The organism is Desulfosediminicola flagellatus (assembly GCF_005116655.2).
Taxonomy (GTDB): domain Bacteria; phylum Desulfobacterota; class Desulfobulbia; order Desulfobulbales; family Desulfocapsaceae; genus Desulfopila; species Desulfopila flagellata.
The window spans coordinates 4,294,747-4,307,745 of record NZ_CP050698.1; the positions used below are offsets into that span (position 1 = coordinate 4,294,747).

Sequence of the window (12,999 nt, forward strand, 5' to 3'; positions counted from 1 at the left end):
TATACCTCTCATTTTACAGTTAGAGCATCAGTTGGATAACCTGATGCTCTAAACCGCATTTCTCATCAATCGAAGCTGATTTGTTTCTCGATAGTCATCAGCACGTTCAACTCATGCAGAGCCCAGTACACTGCAACCTGGCTCTGGCACTCTACCAACCAGTCATTCTTATCCGGCTCACCACTTTCCACACAGCCATCAACCTTTGCTGCAAGCTTGTCGAGATATCTTTCCACAGGCCGTTTACGCCCGGACTGCAAATGGTATTTCATGATGTTCACATGCTTCGTAATAATACGCTTGACAGGCAGAAATTTAAAATCGGATGTGGGCATTTCGCCTACTGCCTGTTGTAGTTCATCAAGTTTTGCCATTATTGTGTTATATGGGTCAATAGCACCATAAATCAGGATTTTTCCTTCATCAACATAGTTCCAGCCAGCCTCAAGGGTGTCAACATCAGTAGTACCTTCCGGCAACGGCTCAACACGAAGGATTGTGGCGGAACGACTTGAAAAGCCCGCGTTATGATCGGCATCATCATCAAACGGCCAGATAACATCCTGATTATCAGACTTCACACTCTGATCCGGAGGTCCCGGCAACTTCTGCGGCGGCACAACTCTGAACGGCCCTTCCCCATCAAGCTTGTTTGATTCAGTCAGGTGACCCTGCTCAAGAAAAACCCAATCCCGCGCATAGGCAATGAGTACCTGCAAACCATTGTCTACCTGAATACCTTCTCCTGCAGTCCAACCTGCTGAAGCAGGCGATGAATAATCGCACCAGCCATATTCAGTGAGGCTCTCATTCGCCTCCGTGTCATAATAGAAAATGGCCTCCGGATACTCTCCATAAATATGGTACAGCAAAGGATCTTCGTCAGGCTCCATGGGGTGATATTGAGCAAACCCATCAGGTGCAAAGGCTGTAAGCCCTGTGGCAGAGTCGAGGACTCCACTGTCATCAAGCAGATCCGCAAGAGTGACGCCGGTATACTCCGCATAAAAATCGCCGGATTTATGGGTGTTCATCAACATAAACTGGGTATGGGGTACCAAATTCGCCAATTCGTCCATTGAGACTACTCGAAATGGTGCGGGTACCTTTGTCGGGTCATCGTTTTCATTACCAGGGTAGCGCAGTGCTCCGATTTCTTCTGCGTTTGAGAAGCCGTCCTGATCTGAGTCAAGCTGATCGATTTCAGCAAACGCGTTAAGATTTTTGCCATGAATACTATATTCCTCACCATACTCATTCATTGTGCTGGCAATATCTCCTTCCCCGTTATAACCATAGGAATAATGACACCACTGACAACTCCCGAGTTCAACAACTACTCCCGGTTTTTTTTCATATTCTCCACCAGTATGGCAAAGGGCACAACTATCAAGTTTAGTTCCTTCTATTGCAGGATACGCTTGTAGAGCAATATCTGAATCCGTATCACCACCGTGGTGATATGCACCATATGCGGACACCAACAACACCTGAAAAAACAACATGACCAACATCACAATCTTTTTCATAATCTCCCCTTAGTTTGAGTCGAAAAAAGCTATACGCCTGTATTCACGTCGAATGCCCGCCAGGCCTGACAAGCATAAGAGCCAGAAATAGTGTGTATAGCTTACGATGTCAATTTCGATAAAAATTTAGGAAAAATATGACCATAGCCAACCAGAATGAACAGCCAAACATCAGAAATAGACCCTTTCACACCTGCTTCATCTAAAAATTATGTTCATGCCTCAAAGTTGACAAGTCATTACTCAACCGCGTTTAAATACCAGTCGGATAAACTTAAAACACCGTAACTGCGAAAAGTATCGCAACTACAGTTTTATCGTTTATATCCAATGACAATCCATAGCCTATCCAACCGTTTCCAGGATACTTATTTTTTTAAAAATCAATTTCTTCGCAATTACAAAAACATCCAAATCACGTGGTAATTAAATGAAATATACGACCAAAAGAAGTGTTGACTTCAATATCGGGGTTTGGTAAATACTCGTCCCACAGCAGCACAACATCGCGGGAATAACTCAGTGGTAGAGTGCAACCTTGCCAAGGTTGACGTCGCGAGTTCGAATCTCGTTTCCCGCTCCATATACGAAAAAAGCGATCCTGAATTTCAGGATCGCTTTTTTTTTTGCCCAATCGACCTACAGCGGAGATGGTCAAACCAACTATTTCAGTTTTTCTACGTTGACCAGACCAGCTCGCAGGTAACACAGAACCTCATTATCAGAACAATTTAATTGTGACCACTTCTTCACCTGCATCAGTAAATACTACTTTTAATTGGAGACTGAGCTGTTTTATCAGTTCAGTGGTCTCAATATAGTTTGCAGCCCATTCAGGAGAACTCAGGCACTCTCTAACATTCGTGGACGTGACAGATTTAGGACAAGGCAGAAAAAAAAGAAATGACTACGTCTTGATCAAAATTGACCAAGATGCCAAATTAATCTACTTATTTTACTATTCGAAGAAAAGATAGACATATAGTACATTTTCCACCCGACGTGATACGATGTCCTTCAACCTGTCGCTTGAATTTCAAGAAAATTGACAACAAATCACTTTCTCCAACTGCACCACCTCAGCCTTCAAAAAGATCGTAACAATGGCCATATCGACTAACATTTTGTCCTGAGTATTGATTATCACTCAAAGTAAACGAATATCCAACTGCATCCCAACGTGTTCGCGATTGCCCCGACACCTGTTATGCCAGAAAGTAGCTGCACCTCTACAACAACAAAACATTCAAAAGAAGTGTTGACTTCAATTCCGGGGTTTGGTAAATACTCGTCCCACAGCAGCACAACATCGCGGGAATAACTCAGTGGTAGAGTGCAACCTTGCCAAGGTTGACGTCGCGAGTTCGAATCTCGTTTCCCGCTCCATATATAAAAAAGCGACCCTGAATTCAGGGTCGCTTTTTTTTTCGCCAAGAGTATCTGCAAGTAGATTCAACCTGCCGTAACAATCTGCATAATTGAAGACATCGACAGCACTGCGCAGTAAATTTTCACGCCACCCGTCCAAAATGGTCAAGTGGAGTACAGTTCATTGTGACTTTTCGGAATTCAGGTAACCAGGAAGTACATCACCGCGCCCAAATGTCTCAATAGATATTCGTAATATTCAACAATTATAGCAGGAACTCTATACCCGTTCGCCCGCAATTGCGTCCAACCGTATGCACTATTAATTCGAGACGCATCAAAACAAGAAGGATCACAAGCTTTGCAACAAACAAAACGCACAATGGAGCTTAGCTCTGCGAGAAACAAATTTGTCTCGTTGAGAATTAAGCGACACAAGAATTTAAAGAACGACATTCTTTCCGGTTTAACAGTATCACTCGCCCTCGTACCTGAAGCTATCGCTTTCGCTTTTGTCGCTGGTGTTGACCCAAAGGTAGGTCTTTACGCTGCCTTCATGATGGGCCTTATCACTTCAATTATTGGTGGACGTCCGGGAATGATCTCAGGGGCTACCGGTGCAGTTGCAGTAATCTTTGCCCCTCTTGTGGCAAAAGTTGTTGAAGCCGGGCAAACTTCAGGCCTGAGTTCAGACATGATCCTTGAAAGTGCTCTGGGCTACCTGTTTGCTGCAGTTATCCTTATGGGGCTTATTCAAATTGTCTGCGGATTACTTAAATTGGGTAAATTCATCAGATTGGTTCCCCACCCCGTAATGTTGGGGTTTGTGAACGGACTTGCTATCATTATTTTTATGTCACAGCTCGAGCAGTTCACTGTCGGTGGAAAACTGCTCGATCCGCTACCTCTTGCTATAATGGTCAGCTTGATCGCTCTCACCATGGCCATCGGTATTTTTATCCCGAAACTGACGCGTGGAGTGCCGGCAACACTTGTCGGCATTGTAACCATTTCCCTTATCGGTGCGGCTATCAATCATTTCAACCCGGGCATGGTTCGAACAGTTCTTGATTTTGTCCAGGATGGCAACCCGACAATTACAACTATTGCAGCAGGATTGCCCACATTTAGTCTACCTCATATCCCTTTGACCTTTGAGGCGTTCAAATTCATCCTGCCATATGCTTTTCTTGCAGCTGCAGTCGGCCTGATTGAGTCACTAATGACACTGACACTGATCGACGAATTAACTGAAACACGCGGTAAAGGTAATAAGGAATGTATTGGCCAAGGCATTGCCAACATGGTTAACGGATTCTTTGGCGGCATGGGCGGCTGCGCAATGATTGGTCAGAGTATGATCAACATTCGCGGTGGTGGACGCAGCAGACTATCAGGGTTTACCTCTGCAATCTGCCTGCTCGGCTTTGTTGTTGTGGGTGCAAAATTTATTGAGCAAATTCCTCTTGCGGCACTTGTTGGCGTAATGTTTCTCGTCGTTATCGGTACCTTTGAGTGGTCAAGTCTGCGACTGGCGAATAAAATCCCGGCTTCCGATTTACTCGTTATCGTCATTGTATCAGCCGTTACCGTCTTTGCCGATTTGGCAATTGCCGTACTGGTTGGAATTGTTGTTTCTGCCTTGGTCTTTGCCTGGCAGCATGGCAAGGAAATGCGCGCTGATAAACGTGAAGAGGAAGAACAAACGATCTACAAACTTAAAGGTCCATTGTTCTTTGGATCTATCACTTCATTTAAGGGAATCTTTGATTTCAAGAATGATCAGGAGCATGTGGTTATCGATTTTGCTCAATCACGTGTCTGGGACCACTCTGGCCTCGAGGCGTTGAAAAATGTCACAGATAGATACAGCCAGAATGGCAAGAAACTCCATTTATTAAACCTCAGTAAAGAAAGCCGTATGCTCCTTGGCAAAGCTGAAAATATTGTCGAACTGAGTGTTGTTGAAGATCTTGAATGGCATTTGGCGGTAGATGCCCTCGATTGATAAAGACTCCGTACTAAAAAAGAAAACCCGTCACAGCGTTATGTTGTGACGGGTTTTTCTGTTTTGTGCAAAACACAATTCATATACTGTCAATCAGGCTATTTCAGAATCAACTCTTCTTCCTGTGCTTCTCCTGCAACCCTTGCAGGAAATTCCGCAAGACCTGATCTTTACAAGGCCGGTAATGCTTATGGCCAACCTTTCTAAAAAATGCGCTGAGCTCAGGCTTGCTCATCTGAAAATCTGCCATTTCAAGAAGTTGTAGAATATCTTCATCTTTGAGGTTTAAGGCTATTCGCAGTTTTCTGAAAATGAGATTGTTGTTCAGACGATTCTCAGGTTCAGGTTGGGCTCCCTCTTTCTTCCCCCGCCTCTCATTGATAAAGCCGTTTAGAAAAATTGCCAGCTGACTGTCGTTGCACTTTTTAAATGCCGGATCGTCGTCTTTTTTTAACCAGTCACTTATCTGCGCACGTGTCGCCTTGTAGCCAGTTGAGGCAAAAATGCTCATCATCTTGGTGTCGTTGAGATTAAAGATGAAGCGTATGCGTCGCAGTATGTCGTTATTATCCACTCAGTTCTCCGGAAATTATCTTGTGTTATCCGTGCTCATGTCCATTCCGATTATACATTATACAGAGTTCGTCACCGGAAGGGTTTAATTAATCAGGTAATCACGATTCTAAAAAAAATCCCCGTTTCCCGTATGAGAAATGCTCGATACGGATAACGGGGAGTAAACCTCAGAGCTTTGAAAAGCAATCAGCCAAGCAATAATGAATCGTTTGCCAACTCTTCACCCTGTGACTTATAAAACTGAGTAAGCAGATCTTCAACTGTCAGGTTCTCTTTTTCTTTTCCTTTAAGATCTAGAATGATCTTCCCCTGATGCAGCATGATCAGCCTGTTGCCAAAGGCAATGGCATGTTTCATATTGTGAGTTATCATCAGCGTTGTCAAATTCTGCTCACGTACGATATCGCGGGTAAGGTTCAGTATCTGTGTTGCTGTTTTAGGATCAAGGGCGGCAATATGTTCATCCAGCAACAGAACTTCAGGTTTAAGCATTGTAGCCATTAACATGGTCAGTGCCTGCCGCTGCCCACCGGATAAGAGACCTACTATATCCATAACACGCTCTTCAAGACCCAGGCCCAGATGTTTGAGCTTCTCCCTGAAGATCTCTTTATCTTTAGCCTTCACCCCAGGTGCTAATCCCCGTTTTTTACCACGGCGGATAGCCAGCGCCATATTCTGCTGAATTGTCGCTGACGGACAGGTTCCAAGCAGCGGGTCCTGAAAGACTCTCGATATAAACTTCGCCCGTTTATATTCCGGCCAGGCTGTTACATCGCAATTATTGATACGGATAGAACCTGAATCAGGAAAAAACGAACCCGCAATACAGTTTAACAACGTGGATTTACCCGCACCGTTAGATCCGATGACCGTAATAAAATCGCCCTCGTCAATCTGGAGACTGATGTCGTTGAGGGCGAACACCTCATTCACACTCCCTTTGTGGAAGTATTTTATTATGTTCTTTAAAGTAATCACCGCTCGACAACTCTCTTCTTGATATTTGGGGCGATCAGAGCACAGATAACCAGCACAGCGGTAATCAGGTTAAGATCACTCGGATTGAATCTGAATGAACCGAATTCCATGCCAAGGGCCAAAGCAATTGCCAGACGATATAGAACAGAACCAAGCAGTGCAGCAATAAATGCCCGCGTAATCGACTTGTCACCAAATACTGTCTCACCAATAATGACAGAGGCCAGACCCGCCACGATAGTACCAATTCCCATACCGACATCAGCCGCGCCCTGATTCTGAGCGACAAGTGCTCCTGAAAGCGCCACCAAGGCATTGGACATGCCAACACCAAGAATGATTATGTGATGAGTATTGACACCAAGACTGGTGATCATCTGCGGGTTATCACCGGTTGCCAGCACCGCCTGGCCGATTTCGGTACTCAGAAACCAGACAATAAACGCAACCACAGAGAGCGCAAACGCACCAAACACAAGGATTCCAGCATATTGTGCGGGAACCCCGATATTAATCACCGAATCAAAAACCGTATCAACCCCCAGCAGCGCCACATTCGGCCCGGACATGATACGTATATTGATTGAATACAACGCAATCATCGTCAGGATCGATGCAAGCAGATGCAGGATCTTAAACTTTGTATTCAGGATAGCTGTAATTGCCCCGGCAATAAAGCCACCCAGAAGAGCAAGCAAAAGCGAAAGAAAAGGATTCATACCACTGGTGATGGCCACCGCTGAAATCGAAGCTCCCAGCGGCAGGCTGCCATCAACTGTAAGATCAGGAAAATCGAGAATTCTAAAGGTCAGATACACCCCGATTACCATGATACCGTAGACAAGTCCCTGCTCTACGGCACCAAGCGCTGCATATAATGTCATAACGAATTACCTATTACCGTCCCGCTTATTCGTAGATCTTGGTAGCTTTTTCAAGAAGCTCGGCAGGAGCGGCAACGCCCATCATCTTAGAATATTTTGTATTGATATGAAGCTGGAGATCTTTCTGGAACTCTACAGAAATATCAGCAGGTTTTTCACCGTTGATAATTCTCTGGGCAACCGCACCTGTCTGGTAACCGTGTTTGTAGTAATCAAATCCCATTGCAGCAATGGCGCCACGCTTAACAGAATCAACATCAGCTGCAAAGATCGGCATCTGTGCCTGAACGCCAACCTTTAGAACAGACTCAAGTGCAGAGATGATGGTGTTATCAGTAGGAATAAAAACCGCATCAACACGACCCACAAGACTCTTGGCAGCCTGATAGACATCAGCGGTTTTGGAAGCTGTAGCTTCTACCACCTCAAAACCCATCTTCTCACCAAGTGCCTTAATTCCCATAACATTAGCCTTGGAGTTTGCCTCGCCGGCATTGTACAGAAGACCAAGTTTTTTAAGATTAGGCATATAGGTGGTTACCATCTCGATGTGCTTATCAAGTGGCAGGAGATCGGAAACACCAGTGGTCATTCCGCCCGGCTTAACGATATCTTTTACAAGACCTGCTGCAACCGGATCAGTTACTGCGGTAAAGAGGAAAGGACGTTTCATATCTTCCGGCGCTTTAGAGTTTGCCTGAGCTACAGCCTGAGCGGACGGGGTAGCAATTGCCATTAGCATATCAGGGTTTTCACCGATCATCTGTTTGGCAATCTGGGTTGCGGTTCCCATATTCGCCTGGGCATTGTGTACATTATATTTTACCTCGACATTGTTATCTTTGAGGTAATCCTGAAAGCCTTTCAAAACAGCATCGAGTGCAGGATGCTCAACGAACTGGTTTACTGAAATAGTATACGATTGAGCTGATACACTCTGCACAACCATACCCACAAGCATTATGGCTGCAATTACGATTCGTTTCATAGTTATCTCCTTTTGGATAAAAACGGGGTGACTATCCAGGACAGCCTCCTAGGGCCAGAACGACAACCTGCAATTTTTCAAGTTCAAAGTGGGCGATAATTTTAACCGAATTAATACATTACGTATTTTGAGGATTAAAATTTGAGACCTACGAAGAAATTGGAAAAATTGGCGATTTTCGGTCGGGCACTATCTATGTTACTCACTAGAATCCGGCAATAATGACAAAGCAGCCGCCACTTACCAAATCACATATTTCCAACGACAAACATCTAGCCTATTATAGGCCACAGGTCAATGTTGCTTTTCCTTATGAAATAGCTGGGCAAACAGGCTCCGTAACATATCGGGACAGGAAGATTCAGTCAGGAAATCGGAAACGTTGGCAGCATTGAGAAAACGTGATTGCGATGCAACCGGTAACGATTCTGTCAACCTGCCCGCAAGTGGTGATCGCCTAACCGTTTATCTTTAATAAGATTTCGCTAAATCGTTGAACCCAATTAGAACGAATTTCTCGCCTCACGCACCAGAGCGAAAATCTGTGCATCATCTGCTCCCAATCCGACGGTAATAAAGTTCTTTCTAATATCCTTTTCACCACTGCGAAAAAAAGGATTTGTAGCCCGCTCTTCTGCCAGCGTGGATGGAGAACTGTGTCCACCATCAGTCTTTATTCTTCTCACCTTTTCAAGCCGTGCTCGTATTGCTGAATTTTCAGGTTCAAGCTGAGCTGCAAAGAGTAGATTGTGCTCAGTGTATTCATGGCCGAAATAGAAGCTGGTTGTATCGGGCAATAGACCTATTCGCTCGTTAATTGAAACAAACATTTCTGCAGCAGTTCCCTCGAAAAGACGCCCGCATCCACCACCAAAAACAGTATCACCTGTAAAAAGTGCAGAATTAACATGGTAACAGACACTGCCTGTTGTATGTCCGGGAGTATGTATTACCTTTCCCTGCAGTTCACCGATGAGAACCAGATCTCCATCAGCAAGCGGATGGGTCATACCGGAAATACGGTTTTTATCAGCAGCAAAACCATATACCTGCAAATCAGGTTGCTCAGCAATCAGATCACCAAGTCCGCTGATATGGTCCTGGTGATGATGGGTACATAAAACTGATGTAAGTTGTACTCCTGCTGCCTCTACCTCACGCCAGACAGGATACGCTTCTGTTGGATCTATTACCGCGGCCTGAGATGTGCTTTCGCAGATCAGCAGGTAGGCAAAATTATCAAATGCACATGGGATAGGAATAATTTTCATACAATGACTCTTCTCTATAGCTGATTAAAACTGACAATAGCTCTGTCCTGTAAAGGACCATACAGTGTATAAGCGACAGGTAAAAGTGTAAACAACCTCTGCTGTTTCGACAAGGATTCACCAATGATATATCGCCGTTTTGGTAAAACAGAATTACAAATTCCCGTAATCAGCTTCGGTTGCATGCGCTCAATGCACAACTGGGATGATACACCGCTTTCTGAAATCCCTTCAGGTTCAAACCTCACTCTGGAAGACTTACTTCAAACAGCCCTTTCCTATGGTATAAACCATATGGAAACCGCGCATGCCTATGGCTCGTCAGAAAGACAGATGGGTGTTGTTCTGCAAAATATTGACCGCAGTAAAATTACACTCCAGACAAAAGTAGCTCCACATCCTGACCCCCAGATTTTCGTTCGGAAATTTCAAGAATCACTTGCACGCCTGCAGCAGGATAGTGTTGAGCTGCTGGCTATCCATGGAATCAATGACTACAAAAGCCTCTGGCACAGTTGTCGAAAAGGTGGTTGCCTTGAGGCTGCCCGCAGATTGCAAAAAGAAGGTAAAGTCCAGCATATCGGATTTTCCGGCCATGGACCGGTTGATGTTATCCTTGAAGCCATTAACCATACGGAGAATGGCGGCTTCGACTTTGTCAACCTTCACTGGTATTACATTTATGATATAAACCGGCCTGCAATTGAGCGCGCTACTGAACGGGATCTTGGAGTATATATTATTAGTCCTACCGATAAAGGCGGGATGCTCTATAACCCGCCAGCCATAATGGAAGATCTATGCGCCCCCCTCTCACCAATTCTATTTAATGACACCTATTGCCTCAGCCAACCAGGTGTTTCCAGCATCAGTGTCGGTGCAGCTCAACTCTCAGATTTTGACGAACATCTGAAAGCACTCGATATTCTGATGGCACCTGAGTGCCATGAAAAAATATCTGCTATTGTCACAAAGCTGGAAAATCAGATGGAAATAGCTACCGGTTTCAGGCGTCCTGAAGGGAACTGGAATGAATTGCCACCATGGGGACAGTGTCCTGGTACCATAAACCTACAACTGATAAACTGGTTCGCAAATCTCGTCAAGGGATGGCATTTACATGAATATGCAAAAACCCGCTACAATATGCTCAGTTCAGGAAGTGAATGGGTACAGGGGAATAATAGTGCGGCAATAGATCTGGTAGATTTTAGCGAAATACACAAGAAATATCCGGCCATAACCGGTGAACTGCTCAGTGAACTCCATGATTTTCACAAATTGCTGACCAATACGAGTGAATCACTGTAACCCAAATATTTCATAAAAAAAAATCCCCTCCCGGCACAGGGGGAAGCGCCGGGAGGGGAAGGGAGGAGAAGAGGAGACTACAATTGTACGTTGTACTGCTTTACTTCTTTACTTCTTTACTGCTGGTAATTCTGCATCATCATACGGCCACCGCCACGAGGGCCGCCACCTTTACCATTAAAACCCATACCACCAGGTCCGCGACCGCCCATTGGACCGATATACTTATCAACACCGGCTTCTTTTGCCTTTGCCTGCATGGTTGCACGCAGGTCAAATAACTCACCTGTTACTTGTGAGAGAGCCGCAGGATCAGGATTAGTAGCCCGCATCAAAGCCATTTTCTCAGCCTGCTTAACAGCCATATCCCTTCGAATAGCCTGAGTATCGGTAAAGAAGTTATCAATTTTTGTCTGAATTGCCGGATCTACCTGCTGGTAAGCCTGTCCCTGAATGCAGGTACCGCAGTTGTAACCGCCACCACCACGACCCCAGTTTGCTGATGCCACTGTGGAAATTGCCAGACCTGATACCAGAACCAATGCTATAATTTTCTTTTTCATTTGAGGACTCCTTATCTGTTTTTATCTATCTATGACAGGCTGGGGTAATTACTTCTGCCTTGTCACTGAGCTTGACTGCTTTACTTGTAAGTTTTATAGCAAAGGACGTGCCACCCTTCAAAGAACAACAGTAAAGTACTGATATATTGTTACTTTAAACATTCCATAACAAACACACAACGACGAACATTTCACCAATGTGTATAGATTTTACCCAGGAACACCAACCCTGCTGGATACATTTTACCGCCACCCCGATTTTCAGCTTTAAAGAATGACCGCCTCCAGCGTCTCGATTTCCCTGAACTGGTAAAAACGTCATATATCCAGGAGGCCGTCCAAGAATAAATATTTCGTCTCAGATTAGACATGCTGGAAAACAAGCTCGGCCATATGTCTAATATTGCGGTAATTATTTCTCCAGCATAACGACGATATGAGACGGAAGATCATTCTCTCCCCCCCTCCTAGTGTGTGAGAAATGACACATAACCGGCTTGAAACAATCAAACTGAAGACAGGATAGCTGGCATTACATTGTGAAAAAGAGCAAGGAACCCGCGATTTTCTAAACGAATATTCAATAACATATCAAGTTATTAGAGAGGAAACACAGGCCAAAAACACCATAACATCATCTGATAATCACGTTATGGTTTAGAATTTGCAATGTATTTAACAAGCTGGAAGATCAGAACCTGACCCGGATATCTAGACGGGATAACTCTTACATTACAGAGATGTGCAGCATGAACTATATTCGTATGCCAATACATGCAGGTATTGAAATAGGGCAGATGTCCCTGCGGTTACTCACCGGGACCATCATCACATTGGCAACCTGGTGTATCGCTCTACTCTTTACATGTATCAGTATTACCTATCACCTTATTCGAGGATCTATTATACTGATTACCCGTCTTTCTTTCAGGTGCATTGTATATATGCTACTGGGAACAGTATTTATCTGCAGCGTCGTATTGCTGGCAATCCTGAGCATTATCACTCTTGGAGCAGTAAGCTTGCCATAACATCTACAATACTGCCGGGAGAACAAAATTATTCCTTTCCAAGATCCCGATGGTAGGTGGTCAGACTAACACTGGTATCATCCAGTAAGGAACTGAGCTTTTCAACAACAGCAACAGAGCGATGATGGCCACCTGTGCAGCCGACACCAATCCGCATTTCAGATTTGCCAACTGCTTTATTCTGCTCTACTAAAAAAGTGAATAACGGAATAAGCCTCTCCATAAACTCCTTACCACTCGTACTCTTGAGAACATAATCCGCCACAGCGCTTTCAAGCCCTGTCAAATGACGCATTCCTTCCTCCCAATAGGGGTTTGGGAGAAATCGGACATCGAGCATAATAGTTACATCCTCAGGGCTGCCATATTTGAAACCGAATGAGAAGACATTAACCTTAAACGGCTCTTCTATATCAGCTGTAGTCATTTTTAAACCTTTTTATGTTTAGGGGTGATGCCTCTATTCAATATTAGGAGGCTGTCCGACAA

General features: G+C 44.5%; 11 protein-coding genes and 2 tRNA genes. 5 read left to right on the forward strand and 8 right to left on the reverse strand.

What is annotated here, in order from left to right:
- Positions 1–65: 65 nt before the first annotated feature.
- Positions 66–1,529: a GEGP motif-containing diheme protein gene (locus tag FCL46_RS17705; protein WP_136810463.1), complete on the reverse strand. Its 1,464-nt coding sequence runs from the start codon at positions 1,527–1,529 to the stop codon at positions 66–68.
- A gap of 508 nt (positions 1,530–2,037) precedes the next feature.
- On the opposite strand from FCL46_RS17705, the gene FCL46_RS17710 reads away from it, so the two are divergent.
- From FCL46_RS17710 to FCL46_RS17720, 3 genes are all read left to right on the forward strand, one after another.
- Positions 2,038–2,112, forward strand: a tRNA-Gly gene (locus FCL46_RS17710).
- Between the two features lie 728 nt (positions 2,113–2,840).
- Positions 2,841–2,915: transfer RNA gene (locus FCL46_RS17715), tRNA-Gly, on the forward strand.
- Positions 2,916–3,279: 364 nt separating this feature from the next.
- Positions 3,280–4,905 carry a SulP family inorganic anion transporter gene (locus tag FCL46_RS17720; RefSeq protein WP_136810516.1) on the forward strand — a complete coding sequence of 542 codons (1,626 nt, stop codon included), beginning with the start codon at positions 3,280–3,282 and terminating at the stop codon, positions 4,903–4,905.
- 109 nt (positions 4,906–5,014) lie between these two features.
- Here FCL46_RS17720 and FCL46_RS17725 read toward each other — a convergent pair whose 3' ends face one another.
- The 5 genes from FCL46_RS17725 to gloB form a co-directional block, all read right to left on the reverse strand.
- The gene (locus FCL46_RS17725; protein ID WP_136810464.1) at positions 5,015–5,479 is read right to left on the reverse strand and encodes a YehS family protein; all 465 of its coding nucleotides are present in this window, start codon (positions 5,477–5,479) and stop codon (positions 5,015–5,017) included.
- A 188-nt stretch (positions 5,480–5,667) separates the two neighbouring features.
- A complete protein-coding gene (locus tag FCL46_RS17730; RefSeq protein WP_136810465.1) occupies positions 5,668–6,462 on the reverse strand; it encodes an ABC transporter ATP-binding protein in 795 nt (264 codons plus the stop codon).
- The gene (locus FCL46_RS17735; RefSeq protein ID WP_136810466.1) at positions 6,459–7,346 is read right to left on the reverse strand and encodes an ABC transporter permease; all 888 of its coding nucleotides are present in this window, start codon (positions 7,344–7,346) and stop codon (positions 6,459–6,461) included. The genes FCL46_RS17730 and FCL46_RS17735 overlap by 4 nt, the downstream gene beginning before the upstream one ends.
- A 25-nt stretch (positions 7,347–7,371) precedes the next feature.
- On the reverse strand, positions 7,372–8,334 hold the full coding sequence (locus FCL46_RS17740; protein ID WP_136810467.1) for an ABC transporter substrate-binding protein: 963 nt from the start codon (positions 8,332–8,334) through the stop codon (positions 7,372–7,374).
- Positions 8,335–8,837: 503 nt separating this feature from the next.
- Positions 8,838–9,605 (reverse strand): hydroxyacylglutathione hydrolase, encoded by a 768-nt coding sequence (gloB, locus tag FCL46_RS17745; RefSeq protein ID WP_136810468.1) that lies wholly within the window; start codon positions 9,603–9,605, stop codon positions 8,838–8,840.
- A gap of 123 nt (positions 9,606–9,728) precedes the next feature.
- On the opposite strand from gloB, the gene FCL46_RS17750 reads away from it, so the two are divergent.
- Positions 9,729–10,916, forward strand: a complete 1,188-nt coding sequence (locus FCL46_RS17750) for an aldo/keto reductase (RefSeq protein ID WP_136810469.1) — start codon at positions 9,729–9,731, stop codon at positions 10,914–10,916.
- A 116-nt stretch (positions 10,917–11,032) separates the two neighbouring features.
- Here the strand turns inward: FCL46_RS17750 and FCL46_RS17755 are convergent, their stop codons facing one another.
- The gene (locus FCL46_RS17755; protein ID WP_136810470.1) at positions 11,033–11,479 is read right to left on the reverse strand and encodes a periplasmic heavy metal sensor; all 447 of its coding nucleotides are present in this window, start codon (positions 11,477–11,479) and stop codon (positions 11,033–11,035) included.
- A 749-nt stretch (positions 11,480–12,228) separates the two neighbouring features.
- Here FCL46_RS17755 and FCL46_RS17760 point away from each other — a divergent pair.
- On the forward strand, positions 12,229–12,510 hold the full coding sequence (locus FCL46_RS17760) for a hypothetical protein (protein WP_136810471.1): 282 nt from the start codon (positions 12,229–12,231) through the stop codon (positions 12,508–12,510).
- 28 nt (positions 12,511–12,538) lie between these two features.
- Here the strand turns inward: FCL46_RS17760 and FCL46_RS17765 are convergent, their stop codons facing one another.
- Positions 12,539–12,937 (reverse strand): RapZ C-terminal domain-containing protein, encoded by a 399-nt coding sequence (locus tag FCL46_RS17765; RefSeq protein WP_136810472.1) that lies wholly within the window; start codon positions 12,935–12,937, stop codon positions 12,539–12,541.
- Positions 12,938–12,999 lie beyond the last annotated feature (62 nt).

Excerpts from the sequence above, each read along its gene's own strand:
- FCL46_RS17755 (WP_136810470.1), bottom strand. The coding sequence starts at position 11,479 with ATGAAAAAGAAAATTATAGCATTGGTTCTGGTATCAGGTCTGGCAATT.
- FCL46_RS17735 (WP_136810466.1), bottom strand. The coding sequence starts at position 7,346 with ATGACATTATATGCAGCGCTTGGTGCCGTAGAGCAGGGACTTGTCTAC.
- gloB (WP_136810468.1), bottom strand. The coding sequence starts at position 9,605 with ATGAAAATTATTCCTATCCCATGTGCATTTGATAATTTTGCCTACCTG.
- FCL46_RS17750 (WP_136810469.1), top strand. The coding sequence starts at position 9,729 with ATGATATATCGCCGTTTTGGTAAAACAGAATTACAAATTCCCGTAATC.
- FCL46_RS17765 (WP_136810472.1), bottom strand. The coding sequence starts at position 12,937 with ATGACTACAGCTGATATAGAAGAGCCGTTTAAGGTTAATGTCTTCTCA.
- FCL46_RS17760 (WP_136810471.1), top strand. The coding sequence starts at position 12,229 with ATGAACTATATTCGTATGCCAATACATGCAGGTATTGAAATAGGGCAG.
- FCL46_RS17720 (WP_136810516.1), top strand. The coding sequence starts at position 3,280 with ATGGAGCTTAGCTCTGCGAGAAACAAATTTGTCTCGTTGAGAATTAAG.
- FCL46_RS17740 (WP_136810467.1), bottom strand. The coding sequence starts at position 8,334 with ATGAAACGAATCGTAATTGCAGCCATAATGCTTGTGGGTATGGTTGTG.
- FCL46_RS17705 (WP_136810463.1), bottom strand. The coding sequence starts at position 1,529 with ATGAAAAAGATTGTGATGTTGGTCATGTTGTTTTTTCAGGTGTTGTTG.